This window comes from Mesorhizobium sp. M1078, from assembly GCF_040318615.1.
Taxonomy (GTDB): domain Bacteria; phylum Pseudomonadota; class Alphaproteobacteria; order Rhizobiales; family Rhizobiaceae; genus Mesorhizobium.
This window is the reverse complement of sequence record NZ_JAMYMP010000001.1, coordinates 592,477-609,329: the sequence shown is the minus strand read 5'-3', so window position 1 is coordinate 609,329 and position 16,853 is coordinate 592,477. Positions and strand designations below refer to the sequence as shown.

The window sequence follows — 16,853 nt, the reverse complement described above, 5'->3', positions numbered from 1 at the left end:
GGACGTATTTCCTTAAGCGAGGCCGAGGCCGGTGACGATCATGTCGATCGCCTTGATGCCGACGAAGGGAACGATGATGCCGCCGAGGCCGTAGACCAGCAGGTTGCGGCTGAGCAGCGCGCCGGCGCCGATGGCGCGGTATTTGACGCCTTTAAGCGACAGCGGGATCAGAGCGATGATGATCAGCGCGTTGAAGATGATGGCCGACAGGATGGCGCTCTGCGGCGTCGCCAGATGCATGATGTTGAGCGCTTGCAGGGGGCCGATTGTATGTCCCGGCGCAACGTAGAAGACGGCAAACATGGCCGGGATGATGGCGAAGTATTTGGCGACGTCGTTGGCGATCGAGAAGGTCGTCAGCGAGCCGCGCGTCATCAGCAGCGCCTTGCCGATCTCGACGATCTCGATCAGCTTGGTCGGGTCACTATCGAGGTCGATCATGTTGCCGGCCTCGCGGGCGGCAACCGTGCCGGTGTTCATGGCGACGCCGACATCGGCCTGCGCCAAGGCCGGCGCGTCGTTGGTGCCGTCACCGCACATGGCGACCAGCTTGCCCTTGGCCTGTTCGTCGCGGATCAGCTTCAGCTTGTCCTCGGGCGTGGCCTGGGCGAGGAAATCGTCGACGCCGGCTTCGGCTGCGATCGCCGCCGCAGTCATCGGATTGTCGCCGGTGATCATCACGGTGCGGATGCCCATTTTGCGCAGTTCGGCAAAGCGCTCGCGGATACCACCCTTGACGATGTCCTTGAGGTGGACGACGCCGAGCAGGCGGCCGTCACGCTCGACGGCCAGCGGCGTGCCGCCCGACTTGGCGATCTCGTCGGCGATCGCCTGGAGATCCTTGACGGTGTCGCTGCCGGGGCGCGTGCCGTGAGTGGCCGATGTCGACTGGCTGACATAGGCGAGAACCGAATCGACGGCGCCCTTGCGCACCGACGAGCCATCGATGTCGACGCCGCTCATCCGGGTCTGCGCGGTGAAGGGCACGAAGCTGGCATGCAAGGTTGCCATGTCACGGGCGCGGATGGCGTATTTCTCCTTGGCCAGCACGACGATCGAGCGTCCCTCAGGCGTCTCGTCGGCGAGCGAGGCGAGCTGCGCGGCATCGGCCAGTTCCTGTTCGGTGACGCCCTTGACCGGGCGGAATTCGGTGGCCTGGCGGTTGCCGAGCGTGATGGTGCCGGTCTTGTCGAGCAAAAGCGTATCGACGTCGCCCGCCGCTTCGACGGCACGGCCGGACATGGCCAGCACGTTGAAGCGCACCAGGCGGTCCATGCCGGCAATGCCGATGGCCGACAGCAGGGCGCCGATGGTGGTCGGGATCAAGGTGACGAACAGCGCGACCAGCACCGTCACCGGGATATAGCCGCCGGAATAGGAGGCAAAGCTCGGGATCGTGGCGGTGGCCAGCACGAAGATCAGCGTCATGCCGACGAGCAGGATGTTGAGCGCGATCTCGTTGGGCGTCTTCTGGCGCGAGGCACCCTCGACCAGCGAGATCATGCGGTCGAGGAAGGTGTGGCCGGAGGCGGCTGATATGCGCACGCGAATCCAGTCGGACAGAACCTGCGTGCCGCCGGTGACCGCCGAACGGTCGCCGCCGGATTCGCGAATGACGGGTGCGGACTCGCCGGTGATTGCCGCCTCGTTGACCGAGGCCACGCCTTCGATCACTTCACCGTCGGACGGGATGATGTCGCCGGCTTCGACCAGCACGATGTCGCCAACCTTCAGGCTGGTGCCGGGCACCAGCTTGAACCTGGAGCGGTCTTCGCCGGCAAGCAGCTTGGCCTGGGTTTCGGTGCGCGCCTTGCGCAGCGAATCGGCCTGCGCCTTGCCGCGGCCTTCGGCGACGGCCTCGGCGAAGTTGGCGAACAGCACGGTGAACCACAGCCAGATGATGATCTGCAGCGTAAAGCCGAAATCGCCGCCGCCGGTGACGAGATCCTTGACGAACAGGACCGTGGTAAGAAGCGAGACGATGCCGACGACGAACATCACCGGGTTCCTGACCAGCGTGCGGGGGTCGAGTTTCCTGAAGGCGCCGCCGATGGCCGGCCACAGGATGCGGGCATCCATGATGACCGCGGATTTGGACTGGCTCATTTGATGGCTCCAGAATCTGAACTGTTGGCCGGCACCGACCGATCGGATGCCGAAAAGAGGGGCGGCGGACCATAGGCCAGCAGCCAGATCACGATCATGACTGCCGCGAGGCCGAGGAAGGTAGATACGCTGGGGAAGGGAGGGGGCGTTTCCTCCCCCTCATTGCCGGCTCGTGGGCCGGCTCGCGGCCGGGCCTTCATGCGTTTTGGGTAGAACCAGGACATGACAAGCCTCAGAATGTCTGGCCGTTGATGGCAGCCAGGTGCTCGACGATCGGTCCGATCGCCAGTGCCGGGAAGAAGGTCAGGCCGACGACGATCAGGATGACGCCGACGAGCAGGCCGACGAACAGCGGGCCGTCGGTCGGGAAGGTGCCGGCGGAAGCCGGAACCGTCTTCTTCGTCGCTAGCGAGCCGGCAATGGCAAGCGCTGGAATGATGACGAAGAAGCGACCCACCCACATGGAGATGCCGAGCGTGATGTTGTACCAGGGCGTGTTGCCGGAAAGGCCGCCAAAGGCCGAGCCGTTGTTGGCCGCCGCCGAAGTGTAGGCATAAAGAACCTCGGAGAAGCCATGCGGACCCCCATTGGCCATCGAGGCGACGGCGCTTGGCAGCACGACCGCTATTGCCGTGAAGACCAGCATGACCAGCGGCAGAGCTAGGATGGCGAGCATTGCCATCTTGACCTCCTTGGCCTCGATCTTCTTGCCGAGATATTCGGGCGTGCGGCCAACCATCAGGCCGGCGACGAACACGGTGATGACGATGAACATGACGATGCCGTAGAAGCCGGCGCCGACGCCGCCGACGATGACTTCGCCGAGCTGCATGTTGAGCATCGGGACCAGGCCGCCAAGTGCTGTGAACGAGTCATGCATGGCGTTCACCGCACCGCAGCTCGCAGCCGTGGTGATGACGGCGAATAGTGCCGAAGCGGCAATGCCGAAGCGGCTCTCCTTGCCTTCCATGTTGGCGCCGTCGACGCCCAGCGCATGGACCAGCGGATTGCCCGCGGCTTCCGCCCAGTAGCAGATAACGACGCCAGCGATGAACAGCACACTCATCGTGGCCAGGATCGCCCAGCCCTGGCGCTGGTTGCCGACCATGCGGCCGAAGACGTTGGTGAGTGCGGCACCCAGCGCGAAGATCGTCACCATCTGGATCATGTTGGAGATGGCGTCGGGGTTTTCGAAAGGATGCGCGGCGTTGGCGTTGAAGAAGCCGCCGCCATTGGTGCCGAGCATCTTGATGGCGACCTGCGAGGCGACCGGCCCAAGGGCGAGCGTCTGCTTGGCGCCTTCGAGCGTGGTGGCGTCGACATAAGGCCCGAGCGTCTGCGGCATGCCGAGCCAGACATAGACAAGGGTGAGCACGATGCTGAGCGGCAGCAGGATGTAGAGCGTGCAGCGGGTCATATCGACCCAGAAATTGCCGATCGATTTGGCCGAGGCGCGGGCGAAGCCGCGGATCAGCGCCACCGCAATGGAAATGCCGACGGCGGCGGACATGAAGTTCTGAACAGTCAGGCCGGCCATCTGCACGAGGTAGGACAACGTGCTTTCGCCGCCGTAATTCTGCCAGTTGGTGTTGGTGACGAAGCTGACGGCAGTGTTGAAGGCGAGATTGGGTTCGACCGATGCCATCCCGGCCGGATTGTAAGGCAGGACGCCCTGCAGGCGTTGCAGAAAGTACAGCACCAGGAAACTGGCAAGGCTGAAGAAGATGATTCCTGCCGCGTAGGTCGTCCAGTGCTGCTCCTCGAGCTCGCCGGTTCCCGAAATGCGGTAGAGGCCGCGCTCAACGGGCCCGAGTATGGGCGAGAGAAAGGTGCGATCGCCATTGAAGACGCGGTACATGTAGCCGCCGAGCGGCTTCACCAGCAAAACGACGATCCCGCAATAAACCAGGATCTGTATCCATCCGTTGAGTGTCATGGCTTTCCGTGCCTTGCTTCAGAAGCGTTCTGGGCGAACGAGGGCGTATGTGAGGTAGACGAGCAGGAACAAGGTCACGCCGCCACCAAGGATGTAATCGACAAACATGTTGCGATCCTTCCGCTTAAAGAGCGTCGCAGGCTTTGATGTAGGCGAGGGAAAGGGCGAAAAACAAAACCTCGATCCCGATGACGACAATGTCCATTGTGTTGGTCCTTGCTTGTACTTGGCGCCAGTTGCTGGCAGGCCGTAAATTCCATGAGAACGACCCGCCGTAGCTTCGAAGGCTACGGCGTCCGGAGCGTTTTGCTCGTGGTGGAATATGGACCCGATCGCCATAAAGGTTCGAGACGGGGCCGGGAGGAAAGATATAAAATTCCTATAAAGATTTCCGGGAGATGGCTCCGTTCCGGGCCGCTAGAAACCGACGCCATGATATCGCGACCCCTCTTGCGGCGCCGCCGTCTTTCGAAACAATGGGAACGCAAAACGAGGGAAAAACAGATGCTCGACATGGCACCATCGAAACAGGCGGCGACATGGCTTTGCGCGCTTGCACGGGCGCTGGAAGCTGATGACGCCGAGGCGGCCGCCAACCTGTTCGTCGAGGATTGCTACTGGCGCGATCTGCTGGCTTTCACCTGGAACATCACCACGATGGAAGGCCGCGGTGCGATCCGCGACATGCTGCAAGCGACGCTGGCGGAAGCGAAGCCCTCACACTGGACGCTGTCCGGCGAGGCGACCTCGGATGAGGGCACCGTCGAGGCCTGGTTCACGTTCGAAACGTCGGTCGCGCGGGGCGAAGGGATTGTGCGCCTCACGGACGGCCGCTGCCGGACCTTGTTCACGGCGGTGCGGGAGCTCAAAGGGTTCGAGGAGAAAAAGGGACCGGCGCGGCCGCTCGGCATCCGCCACAAGGCCGACCCTGCACGCGAGACATGGGCGGAGGCGCGGGCGCGCGAGACGCGCGATCTCGGCGCCACTGAGCAGCCCTATTGCCTGGTGATCGGCGGCGGGCAGGGCGGCATCATGCTCGGCGCGCGGCTGAGGCAGCTCGGTGTGCCCACCATCATCATCGAGAAAAATGCGCGCCCCGGCGATTCCTGGCGCAACCGTTATCGCTCGCTCGTGCTCCACGATCCGGTCTGGTACGACCATCTGCCCTACATTCCGTTCCCGGAGAACTGGCCGGTGTTCACGCCCAAGGACAAGATGGGCGACTGGCTGGAGATGTACACCAGGGTGATGGAGCTCAACTACTGGGTCGCCACCAAATGCCTCAGCGCCAGCTATGACGAGGCCGAGAAGGTGTGGACTGTGGTGGTCGACCGCGTCGGCCGGCAGATCACGCTGAAGCCGAAGCACATTGTCTTTGCCACCGGCGCCTATGGCCCGCCACGCCAGATCGCGCTGCCCGGCGCCGAGACCTTCAAGGGCGAACTCCTGCATTCCAGCCAGTATGCAAGCGGCGAGAAATTCCGCGGCAGACGTGTCGCTGTCATCGGCGCGGCAAGCTCGGGGCACGATGTCAGCGTCGACCTCTGGGAGAGCGGCGCAGACGTCACCATGATCCAGCGGTCGCCGACGACAGTGGTGAAATCCGACACTCTGATGGAAGTCGGCTTCGAGATCTTCTCGGAAAAGGCCTTGGCGCGCGGCATCAGCACCGACAAGGCCGACCTGATCGTCGCGTCCACGCCGTTCGCGCTTGTACCCAAGGGCCAGCGGGATCTTTACGAGGTGATCAAGGCACGCGACGCAGACTTCTACGACCAGCTACGCGCCGCCGGCTTCGCCATCGATTTCGGGGAGGACGAGACCGGGCTGTTGATGAAGGCCTACCGCACCGGCTCCGGCTACTACATCGATGTCGGCGCCTGCGAACTGATCATCAATGGCGAGATCAAAGTGAAGAGCGGCGTCGGCATCAGTTCATTGACGCCGACCGGCATCCTGTTCGACGACCGCAGCGAGCTGGCCGTCGATGCGATCGTCGCCTGTACCGGCTACCAGTCGATGAACGAGACCGTGGCGGCCATCGTCTCGCGCGAGGTCGCCGACAAGGTCGGGCCATGCTGGGGCCTCGGCTCCGGCGTCAAGGGCGATCCCGGTCCTTGGCAAGGCGAGCTGCGCAACATGTGGAAGCCGACGGCGCAGGACGCGCTGTGGTTCCACGGCGGCAATCTGGCGCTGTCGCGGTTTTACTCGAAATATGTGGCGCTGCAGATCAAGGCGCGGATGGAAGGGATTGCGACGCCGGTGTTTGGGGCGGTGAGTAACGCAGGGCGCTAGCGATCTCCTCCCCCCTCGAGGGGGAGATGTCGCCGAAGGCGACAGAGGGGGTCGCCGCGCGTGGAGCGCTGACCTCCAGCTGCCGCGAGGAGCTTGCGTCCGGTCGAACCGACCCCCTCTGGCCTGCCGGCCATCTCCCCCTCAAGGAGGGAGATTATCCACGCCCGAAATGCCGTGCCGCGACCTCGACATGCGTATGTGCCGCATGCGGCTCGAAGCGCTCGGTCTCGTTGTGGTCGGGCGCCTCGTTCGGCCACCAGACACCGCCGATAACAATGCCTTCTGAGACCAGCCGCTGATCCGCGATCAGCGCCGCACCGACCGCATCGATGAAGGTAAAGCGCCCGGGGCGCAGTCTCAGCACCGCGACATCGCCGACACCGCCAACTTTCAGCGTCCCAAGCTCCGGCCTGGCGATCGCCTCGGCTGGCCTTTGCGTGGCGGCGCGCAGCACCTCGACCAGCGGCATGCCCAGCGCCATCAGCTTCGACATGCAGACCAGTATGTCGAAGGCCGGACCGTCGACGCAGTAGAGATGCACGTCGCTGGAGATGACGTCGGGCGCGAGGCCCTCGGCCAGCATCGCTTTCGCCACGGCGAAGTCGAACGATCCCATGCCGTGGCCGATGTCGAAGATGACACCGCGTTCGCGGGCCAGCCGCATGTCCGGCCGCACCGCGCCGGAAGCGAAGACCGGCGCGTTGGGGAATGGCCGAAAACAATGGGTGAGGATGTCGCCGCGGCGCAGCCGTGGCAGCACCTCGGAACGGCCGGGCGGCGGCTCGTCTATATGCGCCATCAGCGGCAGACCGACCTGGTCGGCGGCTTCCAGCGCAAGATCGACCGGGGCGATGCCGCTGGCGCCGCCGGCATGCTTGCCGGAGCGCACTTTTACCCCAACGACGACATCGGCGTGCTCGCGCACCGCGGCCACCGTCTCGCGTGGCTCGCAGAGCCTGAGATCGCTGCATTCGCCGACCGAGACGCTTTGCGAGAAGCCGAATATGCCGGCAAAGGAGATGTTGACGTAGGCGAGAATACGCACCTTCGAGCGCTCGATGACATGGCGGCGAAAGCCCAGAAAATTGCCGGCGCCGGCGCTGCCGGCATCGATGAAGGTGGTGGTTCCGCTCTTGGCCGCCAGCCGGTCGGCGTCGACGCCCAGCGAGGTGCCGCCCCAATAGACATGGCTGTGCAGGTCGATGAGGCCGGGCGTGACGATGCAATCCCTGGCATCCACGACCTGCGTAGCATGCTCGGCGTCGATGGCAGTCTCGATGGCCGCGACGCGACCGCCCGCAACGGCGACATCGCGCGGCGCGTCCAGGCCCGAGGCCGGATCGATCAGGCGGCCGCCCTTGATCAGGAGATCGAACTGCATCGGCGCCTGCCTCTCTCTTTGTTTTGGGGCATGATCTCTGGACAAAACGGTTTCCGTTTGTCCGAGAAAACCGGTTTCCACTTTCGGGATCATGCCCCGACTGGTCAAACCGGCCGGTAGGCGACGGCTTCGACCTCGATCTTGATGTCGATCATCAGCCGCGATTCGACCGTGGTGCGGGCCGGCGGATTCTTCGGGAAGTGCTTGGCATAGACGGCATTGAAGGCGCCGAAGTCGCGCGCGTCCTCGAGCCAGACCGTGGTCTTGACGACATCGTCCATGGTGCAACCGGCCAGCGCGAGTGCCGCCTTCACATTCTGCAGCACCTGCTCGGTCTGCTCGGTGATGCCGCCCTTGACCACGATGCGGTCGCTGTCGACCGGCACCTGACCTGAGATGTAGACGAAATCCCCGGCGCGCACGGCCGGCGACAGCGGCACGTGGGATGTTCCAAAACACTCTTTAGGCAAAGGAAACTCCTGTTCAGAATGGCGGGCCGCGTCCCGTTTTCGCCGACCGCTCTACGCCTGTCCCGGTGATCCTCATAGGGGGCTTTTTGGAAAGCAGCATTTTTCCAAACGCGTGTTGCTTTATCGCAGGCTCGCCAGCATCTTGCGCGTCGCATTTTCCCGACAGGAGATTTCAATGACCTTCGACAAGAACCCGTTTCCAGAGGGCGATGCCGATCGCCACGCGCTCTGGGAAATGTTGGTGCGGCGCGACATCGACGCCTTTATCGGTCAGGACTGGTCGATGGTCGAGGATGATTTCCTCGCCGACAGCTTCTTCGGCATGCATGCGCATTTCCTCAGCGATGCCGACGCCTGGCGTCTGCAATTCCCGAGCCTTGCCGTCTATCGCGACGAATGGCTGCGCCAGGCCAAGGAGACGGCGGCGGCCAGATTCGCCGAGCCGCTGCGCGAGGCGCTGTTTCGCGTCACCAACATGCGCGACATCGACGTCGATGGCGACCGCGCCGTGCTGCACAAGAAGTTCAACGGCTCGGTGGCCAAGGCCGATGGCAGCGTCGACAAGCTGAAATGGCAGACGCTGTATTTTTGCAGGAAGGTGGCGGGCCACTGGAAGATCGGCGGCTTCGTCGGCTACATGCCGCATCCCTTGGGGATCTGAGTCTTGCCCGCTTATGCTATTGCCGGCCTTCGCGCACGAAGACGTGCGCCTCCCGGGCTGCAGTTGTAAAAGCTCGCCAACCGAATCCACTCGAGCTCAAGCGAGTTGAACGGCACAGGTTCGTCCCACAGGGCTAGCGGGAGCGGTGGTCGAACACGACCGCCATGGTCTTACCAATTGCCGCCATGACGACGAGCTCGACGAGATCGTCGTCGCTGTCGACACAGGTTGGATCCATGCGGCGGATAGCGTCGAGCGCCGCCCTGGTCGAGACGGTATCGCCGGCGCGGAATCTGGAAAGCGCAGAGGAAACAAGGTTCTGGGTTGTCACGTCGATGACAGGTACGCTCTGCACTACGTTCATGGCTTCCTCCTGCCAAGAACCCTCTCCCGAAGGAAATAATACGCCGAACGACGGCGTGTGCCAGCGGAATCGTGGTCCGACCAGATTGCCGAGATGGCACGTTTGCGTGTTTGATAGGATCGAGCCCACAGCATCCAGGATCGGACATGAAACTGTACTTCAGCCGCAATCCCAATCCGCGCCTCGCGGTTGCAACGGCACGTCATCTGCAGGCCAAGGTCGAGTTTGAGTTTGCGGCACCCATGGCGCCCGGGCAGGCTGAGCGGTTTCGTCAGCTCAATCCCAATCTTACCCTGCCGATATTGGCATGGCCGGGCGGCAGCCTGTGGGAAGCCGACGCCATAGCCTGCCTTCTGTCGCGCGAAGCGGGTTCGGATTTCTGGCGCGGCGGCGGCGACCAACCCGACATGATCCGCTGGCTGAGCTGGGGCAAGGAAAATTTCGTCCGGGCCTGCGACACCGTGCATTTCGAGCGCGGAACCAAGCAGCGCTACGGGATTGGGCCTGTCGACCAGGGCAAGGTCGAGGAGGGGCTGGCGGAGTTCCGCATCGCGGCAGCGATTCTCGAGGCGGAGCTCGCCAAGCGGCCATGGCTTGTGGGCAAGTCGCTTTCCTATGCCGATTTCCGCATGGCGACTTTTTTGCCGTTCAACGATGCAGCCGGCCTGCCGCTGGCGGACTATCCCTATGTTCTGGGTTGGTATCGCCGGCTCGAAGCCATCGATGCCTGGCGCGATCCCTTCGACGGGCTGGACGCGCCGCTTCTGCCGCCGGTCAACTCCGCTTGACGTGCCTTCCCTTTGGGCAGATGGGCTGATGTGTGGCGCTTTGGCAGCATAGGTGTGGAACAGCGGGCGAGTTGCCATGGCGCGCTCGACGGCTCGCGGCCGGGTTGATAAGCCCTGTCCGCAAGGAGAGTCGTGACATGACCGTAGCCATCGAGATGGGACAGACGACGGCGGGTGCGTCGGCGGCGCTCGACCTTGAGGAGCTGCTGGCCACCCGGCTTCTGGTGCAGGGCAATTCCGGCTCCGGCAAATCGCACCTTTTGCGCCGGCTACTGGAGCAGAGCGCGCCCTGGGTGCAGCAGACCATCATCGACCCGGAAGGCGATTTCGTCTCGCTGGGCGACCATTACGGCCATCTGGTCATCGATGCCGAGGAGCATACGGAGCGTGGCCTGCAAGCAGCCGGCGAGCGGGCGCGCATCCATCGCGTCTCCACCGTGCTCAATCTCGAAGGGCTCGATGCCGAGAACCAGATGCGCCGCGCCGCTGCCTTTCTCGGCGGGTTGTTCGAGGTTGCCCGCGAGCATTGGTATCCGATGCTGGTGGTGGTCGACGAAGCGCAGCTGTTCGCGCCCGCCGTGGCAGGCGAAGTGTCCGACGAGGCGCGAAAGCTCTCGCTCGGCGCCATGACCAATCTGATGTGCCGCGGCCGCAAGCGCGGCCTTGCCGGCATCATCGCCACGCAGCGGCTGGCAAAGCTCGCCAAGAATGTCGCGGCGGAGGCGTCCAACTTCCTCATGGGCCGTACCTTCCTCGATATCGACATGGCGCGCGCCGCCGACCTTCTGGGCATGGAACGGCGCCAGGCGGAGGCGTTTCGCGATCTGGAGCGCGGGCACTTCATGGCGCTGGGACCGGCGCTGTCGCGCCGCCCGCTCGGCGTGCGCATCGGCCAGACCGAGACCAGCCCGCGCAACGGTACGCCGCGGCTGATGGCAATGCCGGAAACAGCGCTCGAGGACGCACGGGCCATCATCCTGGCAGCGCCGCCGCCCGAGACGATGCGCGCGCCGCGCCGGATGGCGTCGCCCGATTTGCTCGACCAGCTGATGGCGGCGAAGTCTGCGGCGATGGAGATCCGCCCGGAACCTGCGGAACCGGCGGTAAGCGCCGAGGATATCGCCGACCGGCGAGAGCGGGTGGACCGTGTCCTGCGCGCCATCCTGGCGCAGCCCGATGCGGGTTTCCGCGTCATCGGCGTGCTTTATCAGGAGTTCGTCGTCCGCTGCCGCATCGAAGGCCTCGCTTCGGTGGTGCCGGACCTCTCAGAATTCCGTCGCATGCTGACGCGTGCCCGCGCCGGGCTCGGCGCCGACATGGCAGGCGATGACGCCTGGCAGGACGTTTCCGTGCGCGCCTCGCTGCTGCCCGAGGACATGCAGGGCGTGTTCATGATGATCGCCCGCGCCGCCAAGGAGGGCTGGCCGTGCCCGAGCGACGCGGCGATCGCGCGCGCCTACGGCTCGCATTCGCTGCGGCGCGCCCGGCGGCTGCTCACCTATATCGAGGAGCAGGGCCTCATCGTCTGCCAGCTCGACGGCACCGGCCGCCGCACGGTGACGCTGGTCGAGCTCGCCTGGGCGACGGCGCCGGGCGACCCCAATGCCGCGGAGGCGGAACAGGGCAGCCTGGCGCTGTGAAAGGCGAACAGGCAGCTACCTGACTTGCTTGCGCGGTTCTGAACAAGATGTGTTTCGCCGATCGGCGCGCGACGATTTATGATGGGTTTCCGAGAATCGCAGAACGGTTCGGGCGGGAGGGTTGTCCGGTGCGGTTGAAATCTCTGGCTGTCTTTGTCTTTGGCCTCCTCGCCGTCGCCGGCATCGCCTTGACGATGTCTGCCCGGTCTTTTGCCGCGTCCTCCGATATACCGGCCTGGCTGCAGGCCCATGTCGGCAATGACGACGGCGAGATTTCGCAAGTGGTGCTGGAGCGGGCGCGCGCGCTTTACCTGAAGAAGGTCGCGCAAGGCGCGGTCCACAATGGCTGCTATTTCGCCATGGATGCGACTCGCCCCGGCGATCTCGGCAATGGCGTGCTAGGGCGGCGCTACTACGTCATTTGCGAGGCCAAGCAGTCGTTCAGGGCGATCTCGTCGGGCCATGGCGGCGGCCGCAATTTGAAAGGCGTGGTCGATTTCTCCAACGGCAAACGCTGCGCGAAAAACTTCGGCAATGCCCTGGACTCGTCCTTGACGACCGGTGGCGCCTATATGACCGGCGAGGCAAAGATCTCATTCAAGGGTTTTTACCGCATCGGCGCAAAAAAGGACCAGGCGCTGCTGCGCACCTTCATCCAGTTCGACGGTGAGGGGGAGACGGCGAATGCCAGGCAGCGGGTGATCGGTGGCCACGCGGCGCGGCTGTTGCGCGGCATGTGCCTGCGCAAGAACCCGAACAGCTCCTATGCCGACCATGACGGCTTCGTGCCATACGGCAAGCTGGTGGATTATGCCGGCGGCCGCAGCAATGGCTGCACCAGCTGGTCGCCGTCCGACGCCGACCAGATCATTTCGATGGTGAAGGGCAATCCGACGACGCTCTATATCTACCCGGAATCGCGCGACATCACCGCCGTTGGTAAATCGGGCGCCTATTGGAATGCGTCCTGCCTGAAGGAGATCGGCAAGCCGAAATTCTGGCCGCGAAAGAGCCTTGAGCCGATCATCGCGCAATACGCCAAGGACAACCCGCCACCGCCGCCACAACCGTTGCCGATCTGCACCGGGCCGTGAGGGATGAGTCCTCGGCTCGGCATTGTCGGCGGCGCGGACTGGCTGGGCGGCGCCGCCGATCCGATGGGCTCTACTGATTGATCTCGGGTTCGACGAGCTTTGCCAGATTGCGCAGCGACTCCTGCCAGCCGAGATAGCAGGCTTCGGCCGGAATAACGTCCGGAATGCCGGCCTGCGTGATGTCGAGTTCCGTGCCGACCGACACTTTCTTCATGAGCACGGTCACTTCGATCTGGCCGGGCAAATTGGGGTCGTCGAACCTGTCGGTGTAGCGCAGGCGCTCGCCGGGAACGAGTTCGAGATATTCGCCGCCGAAGGAATGGCTGCCGCCCGTCGTGAAGTTTCGGAACGACATCTTGAAGGCGCCACCGACTTTCGCGTCGAAGCTGTGCACGGTGCAAGTGAAGCCGTTCGGCGGAAGCCATTTCGCCAGCGCGTCGGCTTCTGTGAATGCGCGGTAGACCTTCTCCGGGCTGGTCGTCAGAACGCGGTGCAAACGTACGGTGCTTGGCATCTCTTCGGTATCCTTTGTGGTTTCGTTGTTCGATGCCCCAAGGACGGGTGAACCTCACCCGGTCCGACATAGCCTGTCAAATTTTCTTGAGCCCTTTGCCGGCAGCCATCCGCCCGCGACTTCGAGTCGCCGCCTCAGGCAGGCGGTCGTGTCGCGTCAAATTGCATGCATCATTGACAGGTTGCCTAACTTTTCGGCGCGGATCTCACAATTTATTAAAATTGTAAGTCTCTCCTACAAAGTTGTATTAGGATCAGCTTAACGCCTTCGGCATTATCTATTAAATGATGGGCGACGATCTCCTCGGTGTACTATAGAATGATTCCCTGGAACGACGGATCAATTTAAGAGTTGATCCGAATGGTCGCTCGAAGGTTGTCGAACGACCAAGGCAGCACGCGCAAGGAGTGTCGGAATGACCACAGTCCTCAACGCCAAAGGCATTCCACTTCCCTATACCGGCGCTTCCACCCATTGGTTCTCGGCGACTGGAGGCGCGCCTTACCGCTACGGCACCTCGGGCAACGATTCCTTCTGGGGCGACACCAACGTCAAGGTCACCATGTATGGCGGCGCGGGCGACGACTATTACCATCTCTATTCGACGATCAACAAAGCGGTCGAGAACTACGGCGCGGGCGTCGACACGATCGATACCTGGATGAGCTACAAGCTGCCCGCCAATTTCGAGAACCTCGTCGTCACCGGCGACGGCCACTATGCCTTCGGCAATGCTCAGGACAACATCATAACGGGCGGCGCTGGCAGCCAGACGCTGGACGGCGGCAAGGGCAATGACGTGCTGATCGGCGGCGCCGGCGCCGACACCTTCATCATCACCAAGGGCAATGGCAGCGACCTTATCTCCGATTTCGGCGCGACCGACACGGTGCGCCTCAACGGCTATGCCTTCACCTCGTTCGAGGCCGTCCACGCCAATATGGTCCAGGTGGGATCGAACGTGCAGCTGAACCTCGGCTCGAGCGAGGTGCTGGTGTTCCACAACACCACGATCGACAAGTTTCAGCCCGGCCAGTTCGAGCTGCCGATCGACAAGACCGGCATGACGCTGTCCTTCAACGACGATTTCAACACGCTGAGCCTGTGGAACGGCCAGAGCGGCATCTGGGATTCCAATTTCTGGTGGGGGGCGCAGAACGGCAGCTCGCAGCCCCAGAACGGCGAGCTGCAATGGTATATCGACGCCAATTATGCGCCGACCAGCTCGGTCCATCCGTTCAGCGTCGCAAGCGGCGTGCTCACCATAACCGCGGCGCATGCGCCCGACGACATCAAGCCGCTGATCAACAATTACGAATACACTTCCGGCATACTGACGACGCACGACACCTTCTCGCAGACCTATGGCTATTTCGAAATGCGGGCCGATCTCCCGGAAAATGCCGGCGCGTGGCCGGCCTTCTGGCTTCTGCCCGAAGACGGTTCATGGCCCCCGGAACTCGACGTGATCGAAATGTATGGGCAGAACCCGAATGCGCTTCTCATGACCGCGCACACAAATGAGACGGGAACCCACACCACGGTCGGGTCGACGGTGAATGTCTCCAACACCGACGGCTATCACACCTATGGCCTGTTGTGGACGCCGGACAAGCTGGTCTGGACCTATGATGGCGTCCAGGTCGCGGAAGCGGCGACGCCGTCCGATATGAACAAGCCCATGTATATGCTGGTCGACCTTGCGGTCGGCGGTCAAGCCGGCGCGCCGCCCGACCATCTGGCGACGCCCGCGCAAATGAAGATCGACTATATCCACGCCTATACGCTGAACGATTTGCAGCAGAGCCATCTGAGCACGACAGCCGAGCACGCCGTCTAGATGTCACGGGACCGCGCGCCACTCAGCGATGCGGCCATCGGCCTGCGCCCGGTCTTCCTGCGTGGCATCGCCGACATCGGCATCTTTTCGTTGCTGATCAACATCCTGCTCCTGGTGATCCCGCTCTATCTGCTGCAGGTCTATGACCGGGTGTTGCCGTCCTCCAGCGTCGAGACGCTGCTTTATCTCTCGGCCATGGCGGTCCTCGCGCTCGCCTTCCTCGGCCTGCTGGACGCGGTCCGCGCCATCTACGCGCAACGTGTTGCGGCCACCGTCGACCAGAAACTGGGCGCGCGGACATTCGCCGCCTCGCTTGGCGCCAGACATGCCGGCAGCGGGCTGTCGCCGCTGAACGACCTTGCCACGACTTGCGCCTTCATCAGGTCGCGCGGCGTGGCGGTGTTGTTCGACCTGCCGTTTGCGCCCGTCTTCCTGGCCTTGCTCTATTTCATCCATCCCGTCCTGTTCTGGCTGACGCTCGCCGGCGCCGTGCTGCTGTTTCTCTTGGTCGTGGCCAACCAGCTTGCCATCGGCAGGAACGATGCCATGTCGGCGGAACGCTCGGCGGTGGCCAGCCAGGCGGAGCAGGCCTTCGCCCGCAACACCGACACGCTGCGCGCCATGGGCATGGTGCAAAATGCCGCCGCGGTCTGGGGACAGCACGTTGCTGAGGCGCTGACCCTGCATGACCGTTCCGGAAGCGGCAATGCGATCTTCAGCGCGACGTCGCGGGCGCTGCGCATGATGCTGCAACTGGCGATCCTCGGCGCCGGCGCGTGGCTGGTGCTGCAGGGGCAGATGACCGCCGGCATGATCTTCGCTTCGTCGCTGGTGTCGTCGCGCGCGCTGCAGCCGCTCGACCAGCTGATCGGATCCTGGCGGCAGATCGTCGACGCCACGCGATGCTGGAAGCGGCTGGACACCGCCCTTGCGGCGCAACCAGCGCAGGGGCGCAAGCTCGCACTGCCCGATCCATTGGGCGCGATTTCGGTGCAGGATCTGTTCTTCATCGCGCCGACTGCGGCTTTCGGCACTGAGCCCATCCTCAAGCGGTTGAATTTTGCCATCGGCGCCGGCGAAGCGGTGGCGATCGTCGGCCCGAGCGGGGCCGGCAAATCGACGCTGGCGAAATTGCTTGTGGGCGCGCTGCAGCCGACCGGCGGCGCGGTCAGGGTCGACGGCGCCGACCTGAGGAGCTGGGACGAAACCCAGCTTGGCAGGCATATCGGCTATCTCGCGCAGGAGGTGGAGCTTTTCCCGGGATCGATCGCGCAAAATGTCGCCCGCTTCGAACCCGACGCCGATGACGCCGCGATCGTCGAAGCGGCCAGGCGCGCCGAGGCGCATGAGCTGATTCTCACGCTGCGCGACGGCTATCAGACCATGATAGGCCCGTCGCATACCGTGCTGTCGGGCGGCGAGCGCCAGCGGATAGGGCTGGCGCGCGCCTTCTACGGCAAGCCACGCATGCTGGTGCTGGACGAGCCCAACGCCCATCTCGACGGCAGTGGGGAGGCGGCGCTCGAAGGGATGCTTTCGGCCGCGCGAAGTGTAAGCGTCACGACAGTCGTCATCACGCATCGCCCTTCGATCGCCGCGGCCTGCGACCGCGTCATGGTCCTGCGCAACGGCATGGTCGAAGCTTTCGGCCCTGCGAGCGAGGTGCTGAGGCAACCGGCGGCCGGCAAGGCCGGGAGCGCGGTGGTGACAGGCTCGTTCGTGCCGACCGTGCGCCCGCACAGCGTCCGCTTCGGGTCATAGACG

Annotated in this window: 15 protein-coding genes; 7 read left to right on the top strand and 8 right to left on the bottom strand. The window is 63.7% G+C overall.

Annotated elements, in window-relative coordinates; translation table 11 throughout:
• Window positions 1-12 precede the first annotated feature (12 nt).
• The 4 genes from kdpB to NKH38_RS03025 are packed head-to-tail and all read right to left on the bottom strand — an operon-like array spanning window position 13 to window position 4,150.
• A complete protein-coding gene (kdpB, locus tag NKH38_RS03040) occupies window positions 13-2,106 on the bottom strand; it encodes a potassium-transporting ATPase subunit KdpB (RefSeq protein ID WP_023828336.1) in 2,094 nt (697 codons plus the stop codon).
• Window positions 2,103-2,330 (bottom strand): hypothetical protein, encoded by a 228-nt coding sequence (locus tag NKH38_RS03035; RefSeq protein ID WP_023733576.1) that lies wholly within the window; start codon window positions 2,328-2,330, stop codon window positions 2,103-2,105. Before NKH38_RS03035 ends, kdpB begins: the two co-directional genes overlap by 4 nt.
• Window positions 2,331-2,338: 8 nt before the next feature.
• Entirely contained in the window at window positions 2,339-4,042 is a 1,704-nt protein-coding gene (gene kdpA, locus NKH38_RS03030) for a potassium-transporting ATPase subunit KdpA (RefSeq protein ID WP_352759017.1), read from the bottom strand.
• 18 nt (window positions 4,043-4,060) lie between these two features.
• Entirely contained in the window at window positions 4,061-4,150 is a 90-nt protein-coding gene (locus tag NKH38_RS03025; protein ID WP_023691936.1) for a K(+)-transporting ATPase subunit F, read from the bottom strand.
• Window positions 4,151-4,546: 396 nt separating this feature from the next.
• On the opposite strand from NKH38_RS03025, the gene NKH38_RS03020 reads away from it, so the two are divergent.
• Entirely contained in the window at window positions 4,547-6,337 is a 1,791-nt protein-coding gene (locus NKH38_RS03020; RefSeq protein ID WP_352759014.1) for a flavin-containing monooxygenase, read from the top strand.
• A gap of 154 nt (window positions 6,338-6,491) precedes the next feature.
• Here the strand turns inward: NKH38_RS03020 and NKH38_RS03015 are convergent, their stop codons facing one another.
• Both NKH38_RS03015 and NKH38_RS03010 read right to left on the bottom strand, forming a co-directional pair.
• On the bottom strand, window positions 6,492-7,718 hold the full coding sequence (locus NKH38_RS03015) for an amidohydrolase/deacetylase family metallohydrolase (protein ID WP_352759011.1): 1,227 nt from the start codon (window positions 7,716-7,718) through the stop codon (window positions 6,492-6,494).
• Window positions 7,719-7,822: 104 nt separating this feature from the next.
• Entirely contained in the window at window positions 7,823-8,188 is a 366-nt protein-coding gene (locus NKH38_RS03010; RefSeq protein WP_023707576.1) for a RidA family protein, read from the bottom strand.
• 175 nt (window positions 8,189-8,363) lie between these two features.
• On the opposite strand from NKH38_RS03010, the gene NKH38_RS03005 reads away from it, so the two are divergent.
• Window positions 8,364-8,849 carry a hypothetical protein gene (locus NKH38_RS03005; protein ID WP_023669704.1) on the top strand — a complete coding sequence of 162 codons (486 nt, stop codon included), beginning with the start codon at window positions 8,364-8,366 and terminating at the stop codon, window positions 8,847-8,849.
• A gap of 133 nt (window positions 8,850-8,982) precedes the next feature.
• Here the strand turns inward: NKH38_RS03005 and NKH38_RS03000 are convergent, their stop codons facing one another.
• Window positions 8,983-9,213, bottom strand: a complete 231-nt coding sequence (locus tag NKH38_RS03000; protein ID WP_023726475.1) for a hypothetical protein — start codon at window positions 9,211-9,213, stop codon at window positions 8,983-8,985.
• Window positions 9,214-9,359: 146 nt separating this feature from the next.
• On the opposite strand from NKH38_RS03000, the gene NKH38_RS02995 reads away from it, so the two are divergent.
• The 3 genes from NKH38_RS02995 to NKH38_RS02985 all read left to right on the top strand — a co-directional run bounded on the left by NKH38_RS02995 (window position 9,360) and on the right by NKH38_RS02985 (window position 12,735).
• On the top strand, window positions 9,360-10,001 hold the full coding sequence (locus tag NKH38_RS02995; RefSeq protein ID WP_023750095.1) for a glutathione S-transferase family protein: 642 nt from the start codon (window positions 9,360-9,362) through the stop codon (window positions 9,999-10,001).
• Between the two features lie 137 nt (window positions 10,002-10,138).
• Window positions 10,139-11,641 carry a helicase HerA domain-containing protein gene (locus NKH38_RS02990; protein WP_023683100.1) on the top strand — a complete coding sequence of 501 codons (1,503 nt, stop codon included), beginning with the start codon at window positions 10,139-10,141 and terminating at the stop codon, window positions 11,639-11,641.
• A gap of 128 nt (window positions 11,642-11,769) precedes the next feature.
• Window positions 11,770-12,735, top strand: coding sequence for a hypothetical protein (locus NKH38_RS02985; RefSeq protein ID WP_023683101.1), 966 nt, complete (start codon window positions 11,770-11,772; stop codon window positions 12,733-12,735).
• A 70-nt stretch (window positions 12,736-12,805) separates the two neighbouring features.
• Here NKH38_RS02985 and NKH38_RS02980 read toward each other — a convergent pair whose 3' ends face one another.
• Window positions 12,806-13,249, bottom strand: coding sequence for an SRPBCC family protein (locus NKH38_RS02980; protein ID WP_023710837.1), 444 nt, complete (start codon window positions 13,247-13,249; stop codon window positions 12,806-12,808).
• A 415-nt stretch (window positions 13,250-13,664) separates the two neighbouring features.
• On the opposite strand from NKH38_RS02980, the gene eglC reads away from it, so the two are divergent.
• Complete coding sequence (gene eglC / locus NKH38_RS02975) at window positions 13,665-15,089, top strand: endo-1,3-1,4-beta-glycanase EglC (protein ID WP_023669698.1); 1,425 nt, start codon at window positions 13,665-13,667, stop codon at window positions 15,087-15,089.
• Window positions 15,090-16,850, top strand: a complete 1,761-nt coding sequence (locus tag NKH38_RS02970; protein WP_352759003.1) for a type I secretion system permease/ATPase — start codon at window positions 15,090-15,092, stop codon at window positions 16,848-16,850.
• The last annotated feature ends 3 nt before the right edge of the window (window positions 16,851-16,853 follow it).